At 72.9% G+C, this 22844-nt stretch carries 18 protein-coding genes and 1 pseudogene; 8 read left to right on the top strand and 11 right to left on the bottom strand.

What is annotated here, in order from left to right:
- Positions 1–111 precede the first annotated feature (111 nt).
- Positions 112–903 carry a metal-dependent hydrolase gene (locus tag ABD374_RS10505; RefSeq protein ID WP_344493779.1) on the top strand — a complete coding sequence of 264 codons (792 nt, stop codon included), beginning with the start codon at positions 112–114 and terminating at the stop codon, positions 901–903.
- Here ABD374_RS10505 and ABD374_RS10500 read toward each other — a convergent pair.
- The 7 genes from ABD374_RS10500 to ABD374_RS10470 form a co-directional block, all read right to left on the bottom strand.
- Positions 896–2227: an MDR family MFS transporter gene (locus ABD374_RS10500; RefSeq protein WP_344493777.1), complete on the bottom strand. Its 1332-nt coding sequence runs from the start codon at positions 2225–2227 to the stop codon at positions 896–898. The genes ABD374_RS10505 and ABD374_RS10500 overlap by 8 nt on opposite strands.
- Complete coding sequence (locus tag ABD374_RS10495) at positions 2224–2988, bottom strand: ATP-binding cassette domain-containing protein (protein WP_344493775.1); 765 nt, start codon at positions 2986–2988, stop codon at positions 2224–2226. The genes ABD374_RS10500 and ABD374_RS10495 overlap by 4 nt, the downstream gene beginning before the upstream one ends.
- Positions 2985–3947: an ABC transporter ATP-binding protein gene (locus ABD374_RS10490; RefSeq protein ID WP_344493773.1), complete on the bottom strand. Its 963-nt coding sequence runs from the start codon at positions 3945–3947 to the stop codon at positions 2985–2987. Before ABD374_RS10490 ends, ABD374_RS10495 begins: the two co-directional genes overlap by 4 nt.
- Positions 3944–6028: an ABC transporter permease subunit gene (locus tag ABD374_RS10485; RefSeq protein ID WP_344493771.1), complete on the bottom strand. Its 2085-nt coding sequence runs from the start codon at positions 6026–6028 to the stop codon at positions 3944–3946. The genes ABD374_RS10490 and ABD374_RS10485 overlap by 4 nt, the downstream gene beginning before the upstream one ends.
- Entirely contained in the window at positions 6025–7545 is a 1521-nt protein-coding gene (locus tag ABD374_RS10480; protein ID WP_425577181.1) for an ABC transporter substrate-binding protein, read from the bottom strand. Before ABD374_RS10480 ends, ABD374_RS10485 begins: the two co-directional genes overlap by 4 nt.
- A 636-nt stretch (positions 7546–8181) precedes the next feature.
- Positions 8182–9963: an ABC transporter ATP-binding protein gene (locus tag ABD374_RS10475; RefSeq protein WP_344493767.1), complete on the bottom strand. Its 1782-nt coding sequence runs from the start codon at positions 9961–9963 to the stop codon at positions 8182–8184.
- Positions 9960–11852, bottom strand: coding sequence for an ABC transporter transmembrane domain-containing protein (locus tag ABD374_RS10470; RefSeq protein ID WP_344493766.1), 1893 nt, complete (start codon positions 11850–11852; stop codon positions 9960–9962). The genes ABD374_RS10475 and ABD374_RS10470 overlap by 4 nt, the downstream gene beginning before the upstream one ends.
- Positions 11853–11941: 89 nt before the next feature.
- On the opposite strand from ABD374_RS10470, the pseudogene ABD374_RS10465 reads away from it, so the two are divergent.
- Positions 11942–12424 (top strand): annotated as a pseudogene (locus tag ABD374_RS10465) (peptide-N4-asparagine amidase); the annotation flags it as partial.
- Between the two features lie 76 nt (positions 12425–12500).
- Here ABD374_RS10465 and ABD374_RS10460 read toward each other — a convergent pair.
- The gene (locus tag ABD374_RS10460; protein WP_344493764.1) at positions 12501–13004 is read right to left on the bottom strand and encodes a MarR family winged helix-turn-helix transcriptional regulator; all 504 of its coding nucleotides are present in this window, start codon (positions 13002–13004) and stop codon (positions 12501–12503) included.
- A 97-nt stretch (positions 13005–13101) separates the two neighbouring features.
- On the opposite strand from ABD374_RS10460, the gene ABD374_RS10455 reads away from it, so the two are divergent.
- Entirely contained in the window at positions 13102–14910 is a 1809-nt protein-coding gene (locus tag ABD374_RS10455) for an ABC transporter ATP-binding protein (protein ID WP_344493762.1), read from the top strand.
- Positions 14911–15317: 407 nt separating this feature from the next.
- Positions 15318–16139 carry an endolytic transglycosylase MltG gene (gene mltG / locus ABD374_RS10450; protein ID WP_344493760.1) on the top strand — a complete coding sequence of 274 codons (822 nt, stop codon included), beginning with the start codon at positions 15318–15320 and terminating at the stop codon, positions 16137–16139.
- Between the two features lie 68 nt (positions 16140–16207).
- Here the strand turns inward: mltG and ABD374_RS10445 are convergent, their stop codons facing one another.
- Positions 16208–17335, bottom strand: coding sequence for an NAD(P)-binding domain-containing protein (locus tag ABD374_RS10445; protein WP_344493758.1), 1128 nt, complete (start codon positions 17333–17335; stop codon positions 16208–16210).
- A 76-nt stretch (positions 17336–17411) separates the two neighbouring features.
- On the opposite strand from ABD374_RS10445, the gene ABD374_RS10440 reads away from it, so the two are divergent.
- Together ABD374_RS10440 and ABD374_RS10435 are read left to right on the top strand one after the other, a co-directional pair.
- On the top strand, positions 17412–17702 hold the full coding sequence (locus tag ABD374_RS10440; RefSeq protein WP_344493756.1) for a hypothetical protein: 291 nt from the start codon (positions 17412–17414) through the stop codon (positions 17700–17702).
- 19 nt (positions 17703–17721) lie between these two features.
- On the top strand, positions 17722–18144 hold the full coding sequence (locus ABD374_RS10435; RefSeq protein WP_344493754.1) for a secondary thiamine-phosphate synthase enzyme YjbQ: 423 nt from the start codon (positions 17722–17724) through the stop codon (positions 18142–18144).
- A 437-nt stretch (positions 18145–18581) separates the two neighbouring features.
- Here ABD374_RS10435 and ABD374_RS10430 read toward each other — a convergent pair whose 3' ends face one another.
- Positions 18582–19769 carry a PucR-like N-terminal domain-containing protein gene (locus ABD374_RS10430; protein WP_344493752.1) on the bottom strand — a complete coding sequence of 396 codons (1188 nt, stop codon included), beginning with the start codon at positions 19767–19769 and terminating at the stop codon, positions 18582–18584.
- A gap of 88 nt (positions 19770–19857) precedes the next feature.
- Positions 19858–20040, bottom strand: a complete 183-nt coding sequence (locus ABD374_RS10425) for a hypothetical protein (protein ID WP_344493750.1) — start codon at positions 20038–20040, stop codon at positions 19858–19860.
- Between the two features lie 237 nt (positions 20041–20277).
- Here ABD374_RS10425 and pgfA point away from each other — a divergent pair, with 237 nt between their 5' ends.
- Entirely contained in the window at positions 20278–21234 is a 957-nt protein-coding gene (gene pgfA, locus ABD374_RS10420) for a cell envelope lipid trafficking protein PgfA (RefSeq protein ID WP_344493954.1), read from the top strand.
- 323 nt (positions 21235–21557) lie between these two features.
- On the top strand, positions 21558–22784 hold the full coding sequence (locus ABD374_RS10415) for a glycosyltransferase family 4 protein (protein ID WP_344493748.1): 1227 nt from the start codon (positions 21558–21560) through the stop codon (positions 22782–22784).
- Positions 22785–22844 lie beyond the last annotated feature (60 nt).

Here is a 22844-nt window from a genome sequence, read left to right as displayed (position 1 = left end):
TTGCCTGGCTTCCCCCCTCGAGAGAGAACCGGACGGCCGTACGAAGATCGCGAGCGATACGCTGCCGTGTCAACGGGGCACACCACAAGAGCAAACGGGGCGGGAACGACCATGATGGGACCGGCGCACTCCCTGTCAGGAGCAGCGGCCTGGCTGGGGGTGGGGGCGGCGGCGGCCTCGGCCGGACATCCGATGCCCTGGCCCGTACTCGTCGTCGGAGCGCTGATCTGCGCGGGCGCGGCCCTCGCCCCCGACCTCGACCACAAGTCCGCGACCATCTCGCGCGCCTTCGGGCCGGTGTCGAAGGGCCTGTGCGAGATCGTCGACAAGCTGTCGTACGCCGTCTACAAGGCGACCAGGAAGCCCGGCGACCCGCGCAGGACCGGCGGCCACCGCACGCTCACCCACACCTGGCTGTGGGCGGTCATGACCGGCGGCGGCGCGTCGTTCCTGGCGTTCACCGGCGGCCGCTGGGCGGTTCTCGTGATCCTCTTCGTCCACCTGGTGCTGGCCGTGGAGGGGCTGCTGTGGCGGGCCGCCCGGATGTCCAGCGACGTCCTGGTGTGGCTGCTCGGCGCGACGAGCGCGTGGATGCTGGCGGACATACTGGATAAACCGGGCAATGGTGCCGACTGGCTGTTCGCCGGCGCCGGCCAGGAGTACCTGTGGCTCGGCCTGCCGATCGTCCTCGGCGCGCTGGTGCACGACATCGGCGACGCGCTCACCGTCTCCGGCTGCCCGATCCTGTGGCCGATCCCGGTCGGCCGCAAGCGCTGGTACCCGATCGGGCCGCCCAGGGCGCTGCGGTTCCGCGCGGGCAGCTGGGTGGAGCTGAAGGTGCTGATGCCGGCGTTCATGCTGCTCGGGGGAGTGGGCGGCGCGGCGGCGCTCGACTTCATCTGACGGGGGTGCCGGGAGCACCAGGTGCGCCGGATGCTCCGGAGGCGCTGGGGGCTCCGGGAGCGGCCGACGGCGCTGCCGTACGGCTGGTACGGACCGTACGCGGCACCAGCGCCAGCCCCGCCAGCGGCACCGCCGCCAGCACCAGCCACGGCAGCGCCCCGCCCATCTCCAGCAGTGCCCCGGCCGGGGCGCCGCCCGCCAGCGCCACCAGGCCCGACACGGACGACAGCGCGCCGGTGAACAGACCGAGGCCGCGGTCACCGACGAGGTCCGGCAGCCAGGCCCGGGTCGCGGGGACGACCAGCATCTGCCCCAGCGTCAGCAGCACCACGAAGGCCAGCGACGACCACAGCCCGCCCAGCGGCAGCAGTGCCCCGGCCGCCGCGAAGGACGCAGCGATCAGCAGCAGCCCGCCGAGTACGCAGCCCCGCCACGACAGCCGCTCCGCCGCCCACCGCGACAGCGGCACCTGCCCGGCGACCACCAGCACCGACGACAACGCGAAGAGCCAGCCGAGCGCGGCCTGGGACCCCGTGGCGCGGTGCAGCTCGCCGGGCAGCGCGAGGTAGAGCTGGTTGTAGGCGAGAAGGTAGGTGCTGTAGGCGAGGCACAGGCCGAGGAAAGCGCGGTTGCGCAGCAGCCGCCGCACGCCGTCCCGCACCGGCACGTGTCCGCGGCCGTCTTCGCCGTCCTGGCGGTCCTCGCCGTTCCGGCCGTGCTCCTCGATCTCAGCCGGCGGGCGGCCCGGCAGCAGGCGCCAGTGCGCCACCGTGACGGCGGCGAAGACCGCGGCGCCCGTCAGGCACGCGGCCCGGAACCCGCCGTACAGCAGCAGCGCCCCCAGTACGGGACCGATCAGCGCCCCCGCCTGCCCGCCCGCCGAGAACCGCGCCAGCATCCGGGTGCGGGGCAGGCCCGTCTCCTCCTCGTGCCGTACCGCCTGCCGGGCGATCTCCGTCTCCACCGCGGGCGAGAACAGCGCCGCGGCGAACCCCACCAGCAGGACCGCCCCGATCACCGACCACGTCGCGCCCGCGAACCCGAGCCAGCCGAACCCGGCCACGCGCAGGGCGCACCCCGCCAGGACCACCGGCCGGGCGCCGTACCGGTCGGTGAGCGCCCCGCCGACCACGAACAGCCCCTGCTGGCTGAAGGTGCGCAGCCCCAGTACGAGGCCCACCAGCCACCCCGCGAGCCCGAGCGTCCCGCTCAGGTGCCCGGCGAGATAGGGCAGGACGGCGAAGAACCCGACGTTGAAAACGAACTGACTGGAGATCAGCAGCCGGGGCAGCCGGGGCGACCGGGGCAGAGCGGCGGCGCTCACCGCACACCCCCGACGGACGGGACCGCGGCGAGCAGTTCGCGCGTGTACGGGTGCTCGGCCGTCCCGTACAGCAGGCGCGCGGGCCCCGTCTCCACCACCCGCCCGTGGCGCATCACCGCGACCCGGTGCGCCACGTGACGCACCAGGGCCAGATCGTGGCAGATGAAGAGGTACGCGAGGCCGAACCGCTCCTGGAGGTCCGTGAGGAGGTTGAGCACCCCGGCCCGTACCGACGGATCCAGCGCCGACACCGGTTCGTCGAGCACCAGCAGCCGCGGCCCGCTCGCCAGCGCCCGTGCGATGCCGACGCGCTGGCACTGCCCGCCGGACAGCTCGTGCGGACGGCGCCCGCCGGCCGCGGCGTCCAGACCGACCATCTCCAGGAGCTCGGCCACCCGCCGCGGACCGCCGTCCCGGTCCCACCGGCCCTGGACGCGCAAGGGCTCGGCCACCGCGTCGCGCACCCGCTGCCGGGGGCTCAGCGAACCGTACGGATCCTGGAACACCGGTTGCAGGGCGGGCCGCAGCGGCCGCAGCGCCCGCTCGTCCAGCGCGGTCAGCTCGCGCCCGTCGAACCACACCTCGCCGCTGTCGGGGCGGCGCAGCCCGAGCACGGCCGCCGCCGTGCTCGACTTGCCGGAACCCGATGCGCCGATCAGGGCCAGCGTCTCGCCCGCGGCCAGCTCGAAGGAGACGCCGTCGACGGCGGTGCGGCCCGGATAGCGGACCACCAGGTCCCGTACCTCCAGCAGCGCGCTCATGCGGCGGCCTCCACGGCATGGTGGCAGGACACCAGGTGCGCGCCGCCCACGGCTTCGGGGGCCTCGGCGCCGCAGCGGTCGTCCGCCAGCGGACAGCGCGGCGCGAAGGCGCACCCCGCGGGTACGTCGGCGGGCGCCGGCGGGGCGCCGCCGAGCACCGGAAGCCTGCGGTCGGCCGTCGGTTCGCCGGGCGGCAGCGAGGCGAGCAGGGCGGCGGTGTACGGGGCGCGCGGCTGCCCGAACACCCGGTCCACGGGTCCGGATTCGGTGTGCCGCCCGGCGTACATCACCAGCACGCGGTCGGCGTACCGGGCCACCACGCCCAGGTCGTGCGTGACCAGCATCAGCGCCGCGCCGGTCTCCGCGCGCCGCTCGGCGAGTACGTCGAGCACCTGCGCCTGCACGGTCGTGTCCAGCGCGGTGGTCGGCTCGTCCGCGACGACCAGGTCGGGGTCGTTGACGGTCGCCATGGCGATCACCGCGCGCTGGCGCATCCCGCCGGAGAACTCGTGCGGATACGCCTTCGCCCGCCGCGCCGCGTCCGCGATCCCCACCCGGTCCAGCGCGGCGACGGCCCTGGCCCGCGCCTGCGCGCGTCCGCACCCCGTCGACCGTACGGCGGCGGCGATCTGGTCCCCGACGGTGTGCACGGGCGACAGCACGGCCAGCGCGTCCTGCGGTACGTACGCCATGCGCCGCCCCCACAGCCCCGCGTACGCGCGGCGGTCCGCGCCGGCCAGCTCGCGGCCGTCGAACCGCACGCTGCCGGTGATCTCCGCTCCGTACGGCGCCATGCCGAGCACGGCCCGCGCGGTCAGCGACTTGCCGGCCCCCGACTCGCCGACCACGCCCAGCACTTCGCCGCGCCGGAGGTCGAAGGAGAGGGAGCGTACGGGGGTGACGGTCCGAGACCCGTCCCGGATACGGACGCGCAGATCGCGAACGGACAGCAGGGTCATGGGCGTTGAGCCTTCGGGGAGGTGAGTGACGACAGGGAGACGGCGAGTCCCGCCAGCAGGGCGAGCGCCGTCGCGGGCGCGAGCGCGGCCCACGGGGCACGCTCGACGTACATCCGCGACTCGTCGAGGAGCAGACCCCACTCCGGCGCGGGCGGCTGTACGCCGAGCCCGAGGAAGCCGAGCGAGGCGAGCGCCAGCGCGATCCCGGGCAGCCGGAGCACCGCGTGGCGGGCTACCGGACCGGCGACGGCGGGCAGGACGTGCCGGGTCAGGATGCGGTACGGGGTGGAACCGATGGCGCGCTGCGCGGCGAGGAAGCCGGACGCGCGCACCTCCTGCACCAGGGCGGCGGCGTGCGCGGCGAGCGGCGGCCAGGAGACCAGCGCGACGGCCAGCGAGGCGCCCGCCGTGCCGGGGCCGAGCACGGCGGCGACGAGGATGCCGACGACGACGGGCGGCAGGGCGTTGGCGACATCGCTGATGCCGGCCGAGAGAGCCGGCAGGAACCCGAGCGCCAGGGCGACGGCGTAGCTGACCGCGCACACGGCCAGGGCCACCCCCACCGTGGAGGCCGCCCCGTGCCCGAGCCGCGCCAGCACGTCCCGCCCCAGCCCGTCGGTGCCCAGCGGATGCGCCCCCGAGGGCGCGGTGAGCCGGGCGGCGGTGTCCACGGCGTACGGATCCCGCAGCAGCCCCCAGGCGACGACTCCCAGCAGTATTCCGCCCAGCACGACGGGGACGGCCCGCCGGAGCGGTCCCGCGGGCGCGGGCAGCGGCGCGGGCAACGCCAGGGATGCGGCGCCCGCCCCCGCTGTCCGGCCGCGCGCGGGGCTCCGCCCCGGGCTTCGGTGCTCAATCGGCGGACGGGCTTGTTGTCGCCCCGGAGCCTCAGCGGTCGGGCGGGCTTGTTCCTGCCCCGGAGTGTCAGCCGTCGGACGGGCCGGCTTCCTTGGATCTTTCGGCCCGGGCCGGGAAATCCAGCCCGTCCGGCGATCGAGGACTTCGGGGAGGGGCGGGGCGGGGGAAGAAACCGCCGCGCCGATCACCGCCGCCCCCGAACCGCTCCGCGGCCTCGGCCCGAACAGCCGGCGGCGTACGGCGAGGACCACCAGCCAGGCCGCACCCTTCGCACCCCTCACCCCCGACCGCGCCGGCGAAACGTTTCGCAGCGCCGGTCCGAGCAGCCGGCGGCGTACGCCATGCGCCACCGCCCCCGCCACCAGCCCCAGCGCCAGCAGGGCCAGTACCGCGCCCTGGAGCAGCGGCAGGTCCTGGGACTTGGCCGCGCCCAGCGCCGTACGCCCGATGCCCGGCACCGCGAACACGGTCTCCACCGCGACCGCGCCGCCCGTGAGCCCCACCGCGACCAGCCCGAACTGCGGCACCAGCGCGGGCATCGCACGGCGCGTCGCCGCGCCCGCGATCCGCCACGGCGTGACGCCGGACGCCCGCCACAGCCCCGCCCACCGCTCACCGAAGGCCGCCGGCAGCGCGTCGTCGACGAGCCGCCCCACGAGACCGCCCGCCGGCACCCCCATGGCCAGCGCGGGCAGCACCAGGTGCGCGGGGCCCGCCCAGCCGGACGTCGGCAGCCAGCCGCCCCACACACCCAGCACGATCAGCCCCACCGTCGCCAGCAGGAACTCCGGTACGGAGGCGAGCATCGCGCCCGGCGCACCCGCCGCGTGCCCCCGCAGCGTGCCCCGTGCCCCGCGCACCACCGTCCGGGCGCACAGCGCGACGGCGACCAGTACCGCCACCACCAGCGACGCACCCATCAGCAGCAGTGACACCCCGAGCCCGGACAGCACGGACGGCAGCACCTCCGCGCCCGAGACCCACGACGTACCGAGATCACCGCGCACCAGCCCGCCCGCCCAGTCCCCGAGCAGCGCGAGCGGTCCGCCGCCGAGGCCGAGGTCACCGCGGATCGAGTCCAACGCCTCGGCGGTGGGCTCCTGTTCGGCGGACCTGGCCCGCAGCACGGTGAGCGCCGGGTCCGTACCGGACAGCCAGGGCAGCAGTCCGACCCCCGCCGTGAGGGCGAGCAGACCGGCGGCACGCGTCAGCGCCGTCCTCACTTGATGTGGGTGTCGACGGTGACGAGTTCCCGCTCGCGCGGGTCCTTCGCCGAGTCGACGACGTGCGCCGCGTCACCCTGGATGACGCGCTCGTGCAGCATCGGGATCGCGGCATCCGTATTCAGTACGGCGGTCTCGGCCGCCAGAACGGCCGCGCGTCGCGCATCGCCCGACGGCGTACCGGCCGCCTTGCGCAGCGCCTTGTCCACGGCCGGGTCGCTCAGCTGCGCGATGTTGAAGGACCCGTCGCTCGCGAAGTCGCTGTAGAGGTACGCGGCCGGGTCGCCGGAGTCGAGGACGGTCGCCCGCGAGAGGACGAACGCGTCGAACGTGCCCGCGAGCGCGTCGGTTTCGATGTTCGCGTACTCCCGCACCTCCAGTTTCACCTCGAACCCGGCCTTCTGGAGCTGCTGCTGGAGCGTCGCGGCGACCTCGGGCAGTTCGGCCCGGTCCGTGAAGGTGCCGATGGTGATCGAGGCGCCGTCCGGCTTTCCGGGAGCGGTGGCGGCGGTCCGGCCCTTCCGTTCCTTCGCCCACGGCAGGGCGGGCCCGAGCAGCCCCTCGGCGACATCGGCGCGGCCCTCGTAGACCCCGTCCACGAGCACCTGCGCGTCGACGGCCCGGCGTGCGGCGGCCCGCAGCGAAGCGTCCTTGAACGCGCCCTTCGACGTATTGAGGTAGAGGGTGTTGGTGCGCGGCATCGGCACCTCGGTGATCTGCTTCTCGTCCAGCAGCGACGCCTGCGACACCGGTACGGACTCGACGATGTCGGCCTCGCCGCTGCGCAGCGCGGCGGCGCGGGCGGTGCTGTCGGGTACGAAGGTCACGTCGATGCCGGGGGCCTTGGCGGCGCCGCCCCAGTAGTGCTCGTTGCGGTCCAGCGTGGCGGAGCTGGTTCCGTTCACCTTCGTCAGGACGAACGCGCCCGTACCGGCGCCCACCGGGTTCACCGTCTTGCCCCGGTACGCCTTGGCGGCGAGGACCGACAGCTGCGGCGACGACATCCGCTCGGGCACCAGCGGGTCCGCCTCGGCGGTGGAGACGGTGACGGTGTCGCCCCGTGCCTCGACCGTGAGCCCGACCCCGTCCAGGATGCGCGGCTTGGGCGAAGCGGTGGCGGCCGCGGTGAGCGAGCGGGCCACGGCGGCGGCGGTCAGCGGTGTGCCGTCGTGGAAGCGCACGCCGTTCCTGATGGTGAACTCCCAGCTCAGCCTGGTCGTACGCCGCCACTTCTCGGCGAGCGCGGGGCGCGCGTTGCCCTCCGCGTCGAGCTTCACCAGTGTTTCGGCGGTGCTCCAGCGAGACAGCTTGAAGGCGTCGTCACTCAGCGGCGAGAGGGCGGACCGGGGCGGTTGCATCATCGCCACCCTGATGCGCTTGTCCCCGGAGACGGCGGAATCCGCGGCACCGGTGGCGCCGGAAGCGAAACATCCGGTGAGCAGCAGGGAGGACGCGACGGCTATGGCCGCGACGGGCAGGACCTTGGGCACAGGCACGGGGGACTCTTCCGAGGGCATGGAGCAGGCGGTTTGCGCCCAGAACATAGCTCATGAAAATCATATTCAACAAATAGCCGTCTCTGCTCCTGCGCTCGGCAGTGCGACCGTCGCCACCACCGGGGCGACGGCACGCGCGAGGGGCGATGCGGCCCCATTCGCGGAGAGTCGACCCGGCCGTAGACCGCCGAGCTGCTGTCCGGTGCCTGCTCCTGGACGCCATGGAGCCGGCTTCCGCACGAGGGCACGACGACTCGACGACACGGATTCGACGACACGACGTCACGGGAAAGGCGCGACGTCACGGGAAAGGGGGACCGTGCTGCGGATCACCGCGGCCGCCAAGGCGATGTGGGCGGACCGGCACAACGAGGAAGGGGTCGAAGCCGTGAAGGTCGCGGTCTGACCCGCCGCGAGGCACGGCTCCGGTCCCGGACCGGTCCCAGGGCCGGGCGCTGCCGCGGCCGCGCCCACCCGCCCCGCACAGAACGCTCTGTCCGGGGCGGCGCGGAGGTTTTGCCGGCCGGGTGCACCGGCTGGGCGGAAGGCCGGGGCGGTCGAGGTGCGCGAGACCGGACGGGCACGGCACGGGCGGCTGACCGGCCGACGGCGCTCAGGGAACTCCGGACCCCGGAAGCCGCGCACCGGAGGCATCGCTCAGCCGTGCCAGGACCGCCACAGCGCCGCGTACGCCCCGTCCGCCGCCACCAGTTCGTCGTGGCTGCCCAGTTCGCTGATCCGGCCGCCCTCCACCACCGCGATCACGTCCGCGTCGTGCGCGGTGTGCAGCCGGTGCGCGATCGCCACGACCGTACGCCCGTCCAGCACCCGGGCCAGCGACCGCTCCAGGTGCCGCGCGGCCCGCGGATCGAGCAGGGACGTCGCCTCGTCGAGCACCAGGGTGTGCGGGTCGGCGAGGACCAGCCGGGCCAGCGCGATCTGCTGCGCCTGCGCCGGGGTGAGCGCGTGGCCGCCCGAGCCGACCTCGGTGTCCAGGGCGCCGTCCAGCGCCCGCACCCAGCCGTCCGCGTCGACCGCGCCGAGCGCCGCCCACAGCTCCGCGTCGTCCGCGCCCGTGCGGGCCAGCAGCAGGTTGTCGCGCAGGGAGCCCACGAAGACGTGGTGCTCCTGGTTGACCAGTGCGACATGCGTACGCACCCGCTCGGCCGGCATCCGTGACAACTCGGCCCCGCCGAGCGTCACTTCACCCGTACGCGGCGCGTAGATCCCGGCGAGCAGCCGCCCCAGCGTGGACTTGCCGGCGCCCGAAGGGCCGACCAGGGCCATCCGCGTGCCGGGAGCCACGTCCAGCGTCACCTCGTGCAGTACGTCGACGTCCGCCCGGTACCCGAAGCGCACCGCGTCGGCGCGCACCGTGCGCCCGTCGGGCACGACCCCCGGGTCGCCCGCGTCCGGCTCGATCTCCCGTACGCCGACGAGCCGGGCCAGCGACACCTGGGCGACCTGGAGTTCGTCGTACCAGCGCAGGATCAGGTTGACCGGGTCGACGAGCATCTGCGCGAGCAGGGCGCCCGTCGTCAGCTGGCCGACACTGATCCAGTCCTCCAGGACGAAGACGCCACCGATCAGCAGCACCGAGCACAGGATCGTCATGTGCGTGACGCTGATGACGGGGAAGAGCACCGACCGCAGCCACAACGTGTACCGTTCCCACGCCGTCCACTGACTGATCCGCTGTTCGGAGAGGGCCACCCGGCGGTCACCGAGGCGGTGGGCCTCGATGGTCCGCCCGGCGTCCACCGTCTCGGCGAGCATCGCCGCGACCGCCGCGTAGCCCGCCGCCTCCGAGCGGTACGCCGACGGTGCCCGCTTGAAGTACCAGCGGCAGCCGATGACCAGGACCGGAACGGCCACCAGCACGGCCAGCGTCAGGGGCGGCGCGGTGACGGTCAGGCCGCCGATGAGCAGTCCCGCCCACACCACACCGATGGCGAGCTGCGGCACGGCCTCGCGCATCGCGTTCGCCAGCCGGTCGATGTCGGTGGTGATGCGCGACAGCAGATCACCGGTGCCCGCCCGCTCCAGCACGCCCAGCGGCAGACCGACCGACCGTACGAGGAAGTCCTCGCGCAGGTCGGCCAGCATCTCCTCGCCGAGCATCGCGGCCCGCAGCCGCATCTGGCGGGTGAAGAGGGTCTGGACGACGAGCGCGACCGCGAACACCGCCGCCGTACGCTCCAGATGGAGCTCGCGCGCGCCGTTCGCCAGGTCCTCGACGAGCGAACCCAGCAGGTAGGGGCCCGCCATCGAGGCGATGACCGCGATCGCGTTGAACGACACGAGCACGGCGAACGCCCTGCGGTGCCGCCTCATCAGCGCGCGTACATAGGTCCGCACGGTCGCGGGACTGCCGACGGGCAGGGTCGTCGCCGACTCCGGTGCCGCCGGGTCGTAGGCCGGTGGTGCCACGCCGGTCATGCCGATTCCTCGATCTCCTGGAGTTCCCGTGTCCGCGCGTTCGCGGTGTTCGCGGTGTCCCCGGCGTGTTCGCCGTGTTCGCCGTCGGGCTCGCGGGTGACGACCGCGCGGTAGCGCGGGTCGGCGCGCAGCAGTTCGCGGTGCGCGCCCACCGCGGCGACCTCGCCCTCATGGACGAACACCACCCGGTCGGCCTGGTCCAGCAGCAGCGGTGACGACGCGAAGACGACGGTCGTACGTCCCGTACGCAGCCCCCTCACGCCCGCCGCCACCCGCGCCTCGGTGTGCGAGTCGACCGCCGAGGTCGGCTCGTCCAGGACGAGCACCCCGGGGTCGGTCACCAGCGAGCGGGCCAGCGCCAGGCGCTGGCGCTGGCCGCCGGAGAGCGAGCGCCCGCGCTCCGTGATCCGGGTGCGCATCGGGTCGCCCGTGCGGTCCGCCGACGCCTGGGCGAGCGCGGCCAGCACGTCGCCGCACTGCGCCGCCTCCAGCGCGTCCACCGCGGTCACCTTTCCCGAAGCCGGTACGTCGAGCAGCTCGCCCAGCGTGCCGGAGAGCAGCACCGGGTCCTTGTCCTGGACCAGGACGGCGCCCCGCGCGGTGATCAGTGGCAGGTCGTCGAGCGCCACCCCGCCCAGCAGCGCCGACGGCGGTTTCTCCTCGCCGGTGTCCGAGATGGCGTGACCGCCGAGGCGCTCCGCGAGCAGGCCCGCCAGGTCGGGGTCGCCGCACACCACGGCGGTGAACCGGCCGGCGGGCGCGAGGAGTCCGGTGGCCGGGTCGTACAGGTCGCCGCCCAGAGCCGCCTGAGCGTCGGAAGCCGCCGCGCCGCCCGCCGCGTCCTCCGCCATGCCGTCCTTCGTGTCGTCCGCCGTGCCGTCCGGCGCGTACGCCGTGCGCTCCAGCGACAGCACCCGCGCGGCCCGCTTGGCCGAGGGCCGGGAGAAGGAGTACGCCATCGCGATCTCCTCGAAGTGGCGCAACGGGTAGAGCAGCAGCGTCACCGCGCTGTAGACGGTGACCAGTTCGCCGACCGCGATCCGCCCGTCGAGGGCGAGCTGCGCTCCGTACACCACGACCGTGATCAACAGCAGGCCCGGCAGCAACACCTGGGTCGCGGAGATCAGCGCCCACATGCGCGCACTGCGCACGGCGGCCTTGCGGACCTCCTGCGAGGCGCTGCGGTAGCGGTCGAGGAACAGGTCCTCGCCGCCGATGCCGCGCAGTACGCGCAGGCCCGCGACGGTGTCGGACGCCAGCTCGGTGGCCTTGCCGGCCTGCTCGCGCTGGGTGTCGGCCCGCCGGGTCGCCTTCGGCAGCAACGGCAGGACGGCCAGGGCCAGCACGGGCACGCCGATCGCCACGACGATGCCGAGCGCGGGCTGGTAGACGAACAGGCCCGCACAGACGACGACGAGCGTGAGGGCGGCGGCCGCGAAGCGCGAGAGCGCCTCGACGAACCAGCCGATCTTCTCGACGTCACCCGTGGAGACCGCGACGACCTCGCCCGCCGCGACCCGGCGGGTCAGCGCCGAGCCCAGTTCCGCGGTCTTGCGGGCCAGCAGTTGCTGCACCCGCGCGGCGGCGGTGATCCAGTTGGTGACGGCGGTCCTGTGCAGCATGGTGTCGCCCAGGGCCACCGCCACGCCGAGCAGCGCGATCAGCCCGGCGGCGAGCGCCAGCCCGCCACCGGATCCGTCGACCACGGCCTGTACGGCGAGACCCACGCCCAGCGGCAGGCCGGCGACGCCGCACTGGTGCAGCAGGCCCCAGGAGAGGGACTTCAGCTGGCCGCCGAGCTGGTTCCGCCCGAGCCAGTAGAGAAATCGGGGACCGGACCGGACGTCGGGGACGCCCGGATCGGGATACGGAAGATCGCGAATCTGCATGACGTCCCACGGCTCGGTGCGGCTGGCTGAAACCGTGCAAGGTTCGCTTTTTTCTCCTGGAGAAGGCAATCGATTTATGAGCGCCGAAGGTGAACACCTTGCACGGCCGCGTCGTCACCACCGTCGGCCGGACCCTCGCCCACACCTCCGTCCACCGCTGGACCGACGGCGAGGACCTGGACGCGCTCAAGGGCGAGTGGACGGACGACGAGACCGTCACCACCGACGGCCGCGGCCCGGCCACCACCGTGCGCGCCCACCGCACGTACACGATGGACGGTACGACGACGCTCGGCGCCGGTGACCGGCTGCGCACCGTCCTCGCGCTCGGCGACCGTGCCGCCACTTCCACCGAGCGGAGCGGCGAACGGGTCTCCTGGTCGCGGCTGGACGGCGCGTACGAGGGCGACGCGACGTACACCACGAACGTTCCCCGTGAGGACCGGCACGCGGTCGGCACGTCGAGCGAGCGCTACCGGCTGTACGGGACGGGGGGCTGCTACGACCGGAGCCTGAAGACGGCCCAGGGGACGGTGACGGAGGACCGGCTGCGCTGGTCCCCGGCGGGTTGAAAACGAGGGCCCGGCCCCGTGCGGCCGGGCCCCGCTCGTCCGGCGCCCGGTTCGTCCGGCGCCCGGTGAGGGCGAGTCAGCAGGGACGCTCCGGCATTCCGTCGACCAGTGCGGACAGCAGGCCGCCCAGCACCTCGCGCTGTTCGGTGGTCAGGGGGGCCAGGATGTCCTCCGCGGCGTCGCGGCGCGCGCTGCGCAGCGATCTGAGGGTGGCGCGGCCGGTGTCGGTGAGCTCGATCCTTATCACCCGGCGGTTGGTGGGATCGGGCACACGGCGCACCCGGCCGCTCGCCTCCAGGCCGTCGACGAGGGTGGTCACCGCGCGGGGGACCACGTCCAGGCGCTTGGCCAGGTCGGCCATCCGCGGCGGCGGCTCGTGGTGGAGCTCGTAGTGCGAAACCGTGCGGAGCAGGCGTGACTGGGCGGGGGTGATGCCGATCGGCTCCATCTGCTGCCGCTGGATCCGGTGCAGCCGGCGCGTCAGCCGGAGCAGTTGCTCGGCCAGCAGGCCGTCGGCGTCCGAGGCCGAGTCCGGGGCGGCGTCGGGGGTGGTGCCGGAGTCGGCGTCGGAGGGGCTCATACCGGGAACGATAACAGGACCTTGTGCATTGTGAGTAGGGGTAACAATGAGCTAGGCTCTCATAATCTCCGTTCTCCCACTCCGCGCGAAGGAGCCCATGCATCCCGAACAACCCACGTGGACACCCCCCGCCCGCGATCCCGCGGAGCCGGAGGAGCCCGCGCAGGTACGCCGCATCCTCCGGCTGTTCCGCCCGTACCGGGGCCGGCTGGCCTTCGTCGGCCTGCTCGTGGCGGCCTCCTCCCTCGTCTCCGTCGCCTCCCCGTTCCTGCTCAAGGAGATCCTCGACACCGCCATCCCGCAGGGGCGCACCGGGCTGCTGAGCCTGCTCGCCGCCGGCATGATCCTGACCGCCGTGGTGACGAGCGTCTTCGGCGTGCTCCAGACCCTGATCTCCACGACGGTCGGCCAGCGCGTCATGCACGACCTGCGCACCGCCGTCTACGCCCAGTTGCAGCGCATGCCGCTCGCCTTCTTCACCCGGACCCGCACCGGCGAGGTGCAGTCCCGTATCGCCAACGACATCGGCGGCATGCAGGCGACGGTGACCTCCACCGCCACCTCGCTGGTCTCCAACCTCACCTCGGTCGTGGCCACGGTCGTCGCCATGCTGGCGCTCGACTGGCGGCTGACCGTCGTCTCGCTGCTCCTGCTGCCGGTCTTCGTGTGGATCAGCCGCCGGGTCGGCCGCGAGCGCAAGAAGATCACCACCCAGCGGCAGAAACAGATGGCCTCCATGGCCGCCACCGTCACCGAGTCGCTGTCGGTCAGCGGCATCCTGCTCGGCCGCACCATGGGCCGCGCCGACTCGCTCACCCGGGCCTTCGCCGACGAGTCCGAGCGGCTCGTCGACCTCGAAGTGCGCTCCAACATGGCGGGACGCTGGCGGATGTCCACCATCGGCATCGTCATGGCCGCCATGCCCGCCGTCATCTACTGGGTCGCGGGCCTGGCCATGCAGGCCGGCGGGGCGGACGTCTCCCTCGGCACGCTCGTCGCCTTCGTCTCGCTCCAGCAGGGCCTCTTCCGGCCGGCCGTGAGCCTCCTGTCGACCGGTGTGCAGATGCAGACCTCGCTCGCGCTCTTCCAGCGGATCTTCGAGTACCTCGACCTGCCGGTGGACATCACGGAACCCGAGAAGCCGGTCCACCTGGAGGAGATCCGCGGCGAAGTGCGCTTCGAGGACGTCACCTTCGCCTACGACGAGAAGAACGGCCCCACGCTCACCGGCATCGACGTCACGGTCCCGGCCGGCGGCAGTCTCGCCGTCGTCGGGCCCACGGGATCGGGCAAGAGCACCCTCAGCTATCTGGTGCCCCGGCTGTACGACGTGACGGACGGCGGCGTCACCCTCGACGGCGTCGACGTGCGCGACCTGGACTTCGACACGCTGGCCCGCGCCGTCGGCGTGGTCTCCCAGGAGACCTATCTCTTCCACGCCTCCGTCGCCGAGAACCTGCGCTTCGCGAAGCCCGACGCGACCGACGAGGAGCTGCGCGCGGCCGCCGAGGCGGCGCAGATCCACGACCACATCGCCTCACTGCCCGACGGGTACGACACCCTGGTCGGCGAGCGGGGGTACCGCTTCTCCGGCGGCGAGAAGCAGCGTCTGGCGATCGCCCGGACCATCCTGCGCGACCCGCCCGTGCTCATCCTCGACGAGGCGACGAGCGCGCTCGACACCCGCACCGAACACGCCGTGCAGCAGGCCATCGACGCGCTCTCGGCGGGCCGTACGACCATCACCATCGCGCACCGGCTCTCCACGGTGAGGGACGCCGACCAGATCGTCGTTCTCGACGGCGGAAGAACCGTCGAGCGCGGCACCCACGAGGAACTGCTCGCGCGGAACGGCCGGTACGCGGCCCTGGTGCGCAGGGACGCCCAGCTGTCGCCCGCCACCTGACCTGAAAGCCCGCGGCGGTGCGGGAGGCGGGAGGGCGGGAACGCGGCAGCGCCGCCCCTCCCCTGGGACGGGGGAGAAGCGGCGCCGGGCGAGACCTCGGTCAGACCAGCCAGCCCAGGAAGTGGAAGACGCCGGCGAGAAGGTCGGTGATGAGGTTCATGATCTCGGGTTCTCCTTGGTGCTCTGTTCTCTGTATCAGCGGGACATGCGCGGTCGAGGTCTGCAGCCCGTCGCCTGCGCACCGTAAGCATCATGCGTCGCAGGGGAGTTGGGCGATGGAATGCGGTACGACGACGCGTTCGGGCGAACACCCGATCCCCTGTTCGTGTGTTCGTGTCGCCCCCGGCGGGCTGTTCGCCGCCCCCGGGCTCCCCGGAACGCCGCGCCGGGCGGGTTAGCGTGCCCGCATGGAGAACGAGTCCGCACGGAAACGGCCCGCGAGCAGCCCCCCTCTGACGCACCGCGGGCGACTGCTCCTCATCGTGGGTATGGCCGCGGCGGTGGTGGCGGCCGTGGTCCTGGTGCCGCTGATGCTGTTCGGGGAGGAGGAGCGCGAGCCGCGTACCCTCCTGATCCCGGAGGGGCGGCGGTCCTTCCAGGTGTACGCGGTGGTCGACAAGGCCCTCGGTGTCGCCCCGGGGACCACCGCGAAGGCGGCGGGCACGGCGGACCTGAAGCTGCCGCCCGAGGCCGGGGGGAACCCGGAGGGCTACCTCTTCCCGGCCACGTACCCGATCGACGAGGGGACGACGCCGGCGAGTCTGCTCTCGTACATGGTGAGCACGGCGAACAAGAACTTCGGGTCGGCGCCCGCGACGTACCGGAACGTCGCCATCGCCAGCATCGTGCAGGCCGAGGCCGACACGGTGGAGGACATGGGGAAGGTCGCGCGCGTCATCGACAACCGGCTGGCGCGGGGCATGCCGCTCCAGATGGACTCGACGCTCAACTACGCGCTGAACCGCTCGACCCTCGACACCACGCACGCGGACACGAAGATCGACACCCCGTACAACACGTACGAGCACACCGGCCTGCCGCCCACGCCGATCGGCAACCCGGGCCGGCAGGCGATGGAGGCGGCGCTCGAGCCGCCGCCGGGGGACTGGCTCTACTTCGTCACGGTCGCGCCGGGGGACACGCGTTTCACCGGCGACTACGCGGAGCAGCGGAAGAACGTCGAGGAGTTCAACGCGAACCGCAGGAGCGCGGGCGGATCCGGCGGCTAGGTCCGGCGGCCGGGCCCGGCGGCCGGCGTCTCGTCCGGCGGCCGGTGTCCCGCCCGCCGGCCGACGCCTCACCGGCCTGCGGGGGCCGGCTCGGTCCCCACCGGATCCACCCGCCGTTCCAGCAGCCGCATGATCCCGCGCACGGCGGCCCGGCCCGCCCGGTTGGCCCCGATGGTGCTGGCCGAGGGCCCGTAGCCCACCAGGTGGATCCGCTCGTCACGCGTCGCCCGCGTGCCCTCCACGCGGATGCCGCCACCCGGCTCACGCAGCTTGAGCGGCGCCAGATGGTCGATCGCGGCACGGAACCCGGTCGCCCACAGGACAACGTCGGCGCCGACCGTCCGCCCGTCGGCCCAGGACACCCCGTTCGGCGTAATCCTGTCGAACATCGGCAGCCGGTCCAGCACACCCTCCGCGCGGGCCCGCGCGACCGCTCCGGTCACCGCCAGACCGGTCACCGACACGACGCTCCGCGGCGGCAGCCCGCGCCGTACCCGCTCGTCGACGAGCGCGACGGCGGCCCGTCCCTGCTCCTCGTCGAAGGGGCCCTCGCGGAAGACCGGCGGCCGCCGCGTCACCCAGGTGGTCTCCGCGGCGACCTCCGCGATCTCCATCAGGTGCTGCACGCCGGACGTCCCGCCGCCCACGACCACCACCCGCCGGCCGGCGAACTCCTGCGGCCCCGGGTAGTCCGCCGTGTGCAGCTGCCGCCCGCGGAAGGTCTCCTGGCCGGGGTAGCGGGGCCAGAAGGGCCGGTCCCACGTGCCCGTCGCGTTGATGAGGGCGCGCGCGGACCACACGCCCTCCGACGTCTCGACGCGCAGCCGCCCGTCCTCGTCCTCGCGCACCGCCGACACGTCCACCGGACGGCGTACGCGCAGCCCGAAGGTCCGCTCGTACCGCGCGAAGTACTCCCCGACGACCTCGGAGGAGGGCCGATTGCCGTCGGCGCCCGTCAGCTCCATGCCCGGCAGCGCGTGCATGCCGTGGACCTTGCCGTACGTCAGGGTGGGCCACCGGAACTGCCAGGCGCCGCCCGGGTGCGGGGAGTGGTCGAGCACGACGAAGCCGCGGCCGGGTTCGAGGCCCGCGCGCCGCAGGTGGTAGGCGCTGGACAGGCCGGCCTGCCCGGCACCGATCACGACCACGTCGACGTGCATGACCGCTTCCCCGTTCCGCACCCCAATGTTGTTCATGTTTCTACTAACGGGGGCGGTGGTGCGGATCTTCCCGACCTCACGTAATTCCCGCCGATGCGGGTACGGTGCCGGAATGACCACCGCCACATACGTGTACCGGGTGGACGCGCCCGCGGGAAGCGCCGGCTGGCACCCGCTGGGTGAGCGCTACCGGGGAACCGTCACCACCGCCACCCAGCCCGAGGACGCCGAATTCGTCGCCGCGGTGGTGGTGCGTGACCTTGCGACGGAGTGGGACCACGAGGGCTCGGGGGTCCGCCACGTACGGATCTGCGTATGGCGCGACGCGGAGGGCGTGGGCCCGGAGGACGCCGAGTGCACAGTGGAGGTCCAGCCGGACCTGGACACCCTGCCGGGCGCGTAGTCCCGTGCATGATGGAGGCATGTCCGACGTCTTCACCACCCGCATCCTGAACATCGCCACCGGCTCGGACGAGACCGTGGCCGATCTGACGCAGGAGTGCGAACAGTTCCTCCAGCAGGCGGCGCGGGGCAGGGACGGCCTGCTCAACATCTTCGTCCCGCACGCGACGGCCGGCATCGCGATCCTCGAAACGGGCGCCGGCAGTGACACCGACCTCCTCGCCGCGCTGCACACCCTGCTCCCCGCCGACGACCGCTGGCAGCACCGCCACGGCAGCCCGGGCCACGGCCGCGACCACGTACTGCCCGCCCTCGTACCTCCGCACGCGACGTTGCCGGTGGTCGGCGGCCGGCTGGAGCTGGGCACCTGGCAGTCCGTCTGCCTGGTCGACACGAACAAGGACAACCCGGAGCGGCAGGTGCGGTTGACGTTCCTCGGATAGCGGGGGTACGGCGAGACCGCAGGCGGGATTTCCGGCCGTACCGAACGGCGCGACGCCTGGCGCCGGTTCTCGCCGCGCACATGACGGGTCGTCGGCGCCCGGGCTGTCCGGCATGGCCCGGGGAATCCCGCGAAGCACCGGAGGCGCGGCTGGGCTGTATCGGACCGCGGCCCCTCCTTTTCGGCATCTGTCCGGTTCCGCCTCCCGGCCCGACCGCCGACGACCGGTGCCCCGCTACCTCTGGCCCGGCTCCCCGAGGAGTGAGCCGGCCTGCTGACTCGCCCGCACACGGTGTTCCACGAGGAGAGACGGAGGGCCCGGGGAACGTACGGCCGGTCGTCCAGCCCTGGCGTGAGGGGCCGGTGCCGGGCTCGCCGCGCCGTACCGCGTCATGGGCGGCGAGCGCGGCGGGCAGCCCCGTACGCGTCGCCCCACCGTCATTCAGGTGGCGGGACGAGATCTCCGCGCAGCCGCCGGGTACGGAGCACCAGCTCCAGCTCGAAGCGGCGGTCCGGGTCGTCGAGGTCGTCGCCCCACAGCTCACGGAGCTGTCTCAGCCGGTAGCGCACGGTCTGCGGGTGGACTCCGAGCCGGGCGGCCACCTCCGGGGCACCGCCCCGCGTTTCCAGCCAGGCCAGCAGTGTCTCGGCGAGACGGTGGGCGTGCGCCGGGCCGCCCGACTCGTCCAGCTGCGCCAGCCGCCGTCGCGCCAGATCGTCGATCAACTCGCTCGCGGGCAGCAGGACCAGGGCTTCGACATGCTCGCCGCAGTGCAGGAGCCGCCCTCGCGGCAGCAGGCCCTGCTCGATCATCCCGACGGCGGCCTCGGCCCAGCGCAGCGACGTGGCGGCCTTCGCCACGGGAACCGACGGGCCGATCGCACCGGACCAGCCGGCGACCGCCCGGTGCAGCAACTCCGCGCGTCCGGGGGCATCCGGGTCCGCCACGACCAGACGCGGCCGCTCGCCCTCCATGTCCAACAGGACCTCGTCGCCCACGGCAGGGGCGACAGCCTCCACGGCAGGGCGGAGCAGCACCGCCACCGCCACCTTCTCGGGCAGTTGCCAGCCCACGTCGGCCGCGCGGTCGGCGAGGAAGGGGGACGGATCCGAGCGGTGCTCGGCGAGCAGGAGATCGATGAGAAGACGTTGGAGGCGCAGCCGCTCACCGGCCTGGCGGGCGACGGCCTCGGCGTAGCCGCGTACCGACTGGGCCACGATCACGTCGAGGTACTCGAACGCGGACTCGGCGAGCTCGTACATGGCCGAGGACGGAATGTCGACCTGGTGGCCGACTTCCGCCATGCGCCGCCAGGAAAGGCGCACGCCCAGCCGGTAGATCCCCTGCAGGGAGTCCAGACTCCGGCCGTGCGCGACCTCGCCGCGTCCGAAGTCCCGGAACATCTCGGGAAGAGCGCGCGGCCGGTCCGACCCCGTGGCCATCTGCTCCACGAAGAGCTCCAGCGCGTGCCGTATCGCCACCAGGGCCTTCGGCTCCCCGGACTCGTCGACGATGAACACCAGACCCGGGTACTCCCGTCGGATCTCGGCGAGGATGTCCTGTGCCAGCTCGGGGACCTGCTCCAGGGCTCGGTCGGCGAACTGCTGAATCCGTTCTCGTGGCACGTTGCGCCACGCTGACGAGGCTTCCAAACCAGCGCTCCAGGGTGTCCGGTCTGCATGAGTTCGGTCAGCCGGCCTGCATGGGCCCAAACTAACCCGCGCCGGGGCCCGGCGTGCTGGAAGGCCCGTGGGCGGGCGGATCGGGGAATGTGACGAGCGGCACGTTCTGCTGCTCGGGTACGGCGTCGAGTGCGGCGACGATTCCGAAGGCGGCGCCTGTGGCCAGAACGGCGGCGACGGCGCAGGTCAGGAAGGCGGCGAGCAGTCTGGACATGAGGATGATCTGCCTCTCAGTCGATGAGGTCTGTCACCCAGCGCGCCGGCCCGGTCCGGCGCGGTCAGTATGCGAGGCGCATTGACAGGTGGTCAAGCGCCACCTAATTTCGCCGTTCACAGCAGTGTTACTCCCGGGTAAGCAGCTCATCGCCCCGGACAGGCTGTGATCCGTGCGCGCGGCCCTTCCCGCACAGCCCTGAACTCCCGCATCTCGCGTCCGTATCGGAGTACCCGCATGCGTCGTTCAACATCACCTTTTTCCCTGTTGCTGCTGGGTGTCGGTGTCTTTCTGCTGGTGCTCACCCAGCTGCTCGCCTGGTACGTGGAGCCGCGTGCCAAGCGCACACCGACCGATGTGAACTCCACGACGGTCTTCGAGGGGCAGGGCAGCTACTTCGACACCGGGTCCGTTTCCAGGGTGGACGACCAGACGATAACGATCACCCGCCGGGTGCTGGGGGACGTCGCCGGCAGTGAGCGCAGCGGAAACGCGATCTGGGACGTGTCGACCCAGATCGATACGCCGAAGACGCTGCCGCTGGCCGACCCGCGGAAATCCCTGCAGTGGACCACGGAACGCTGGGTGACCGACCGCCGGACGAACCTCCCGGTGCACTGCTGCGAGGAGAAGCCCGGATTCGAGGGCGAGGCCTACCTGAAGTTCCCGTTCGATGTCGAGAAGCGCACCTATACCTGGTGGGACAGCACCCTGGGTGCCGCCGTGCCGCTGAAGTTCGAGGAGGTCACCGAGACCAACGGGCGCGAGGGCTACCGCTTCGTCGGCACTGTCAAGGCCACCGCGACCGGTACCCGTCTGGTGCCCGGCGTGCTGGTGGGCAGTGCCAAGCCGGGTCAGGTGCTGGCCGAGGAGTGGTACTCCAACGCGAGGATCGAGCTGACCGTGGACCGGCGAACGGGTCGGATCATGAACGCGCTGATCGCGCCGAAGAAAACGCTGCGGGCCCCGGGATCGCAGAAGGACGCGGTCACCCTGCTGTCCAGCAAGCGGCTGGAGTTCACCGACGCGACCCGGCGCGAGCAGGTGAAGCTGGCTTCCGAAGACGCTGGCCGGCTGAAGCTGCTCGGCGAGACCGCGCCCCTGGGGGGCGGGGTCGTGGGCGGCCTGCTCGCCGCCGTCGGCGTCGTGCTGCTGATGCGCGGCAGCCGACGGCCGGAACACTCAGGGGAGTGATAAAGCGGCGGCTGACCGGTGCCCCGAACTTGTCACCCGGTTGAGTAGCCGGAACGACTCGCCTGAAAGAAGACTGAGGTTACCCCCCAGTAAGAGCAAGGTGTCGGTGTGAGCGGGCTCCTGCCCTCAGGAGTCCGCCGTCGGCCAGGTGCTGAGACGACCGCACATCCACCGTCCGGCGCCGCAGTGCCCGCAGTGCCCGCAGTGCCCGCAGTGCCCGCAGTACCCGCACACCGAACCAGCCAGCCCAGCGCTTCATCCCCGGAAGCCCGGCAATCCCTCACCCGCCTGCCTCCCGCAGCCGCCGAGTTGGAGCACCCCCTATGCCCCAGCGCGCGTCCGCTCTGCCCCTCGGTCAGAAGGACTCCCTTTCCGTCCCCGCTCAAGCCCGCACCGGCAGCCATGTCGCCGACTCGCTCGCCACCGATCCGCACCTCGCATCCCCCGGGACACCACTACCGCGTCGGATCACCTTCCTCGCCCGCCGCGACCTGGCCAACCAGGCCGCCGGCGGCTCGGAACTGCTCATCGATCGAATAGCCGAGGGCCTGACCGCCGCCGGCCATGAGGTCACGCTCGTGTGCGGCGGCCCGGCCGCCGAACGCGACTACCGGGTGGTCTCCGCAGGAAGTGACGCGGGTCACTTCCTGCGCGCCAGGGCGATCTTCGCCCGCGAGGTCGGCGACTGCGACCTGCTGGTCGAAGTGTGCAACGGCATGCCGTACCTGGCGCCGCTGTGGCATCGCGGACCAACGTTGTGCCTGGTCAACCATGTGCATACTGATCTTTGGCAGATGCGTTACCCGGGCCCGGCAGCACGGCTCGGACGCAGGCTGGAGCACTGGGCACTGGCAGGCACCCACCGCGACAACCTGATGGTGGCCGTCTCCGAGTCGACCGCCTCCGAGCTGCGCGGCATCGGCGTGGCCGCGGACCGCATCCGAATCGTCAACAACGGAGTCGAAGACCCCGGCGCGCTGATTCCCGAGGCGAAGGAACCGCTGTTCCTGGCCGTCGGCCGCCTGGTGGAGTACAAGCGCATCGACCTGCTCCTCAGGCTGTGGGAGCGGGTCCGCCCTGTCACTGGCGGCCGGCTCGTCATCGTGGGTGACGGCCCCGAACGGGAGCGGCTGGAAGCCGTGGCAGGCCCCGCCGTGACCTTCGCAGGCCGGGTGTCGGAGGCCGAGAAGCACCGGCTGATGTGCGAGGCGTGGCTGCTGCTGCACCCCTCCCTCGTCGAGGGCTGGGGTCTGGTTGTCACCGAGGCGGCCGCCCGGGCCACCCCCGCGATCGGTTTCGACATACCCGGCCTGTGCGACTCCGTCGAGGACGGGGAGACCGGGGTGCTCGCCCGGGGCGAGAGTTCGTTCGCCGCGGCGTGGTGCGCCCTTTCCCTCAGCACCGACCGGCGTGCGGCCATGGGACGTGCCGCCGCGCATCGCGCCACGCGCTTCCGCTGGAGCGCGACGGTCCGCCAGTTCCAGGCGGTCGCCGCCGAGGCCGCGGCGCTCGCCGCCGCCCCGAGAGGCGCCAGGAGCGACCGTGCCTGAGATCACCGAACGCGGATTCAAGGATCCGTCGCTGAAGCGATCGGCCGCCCTCTTCCGGGC

The sequence above is a fragment of the Streptomyces enissocaesilis genome (assembly GCF_039533765.1).
In the GTDB taxonomy this organism is placed as follows: Bacteria; Actinomycetota; Actinomycetes; order Streptomycetales; family Streptomycetaceae; genus Streptomyces; species Streptomyces enissocaesilis.
Note: the sequence above shows the minus strand (reverse complement) of the source record. Positions and strands in the feature narration are given on the sequence as shown.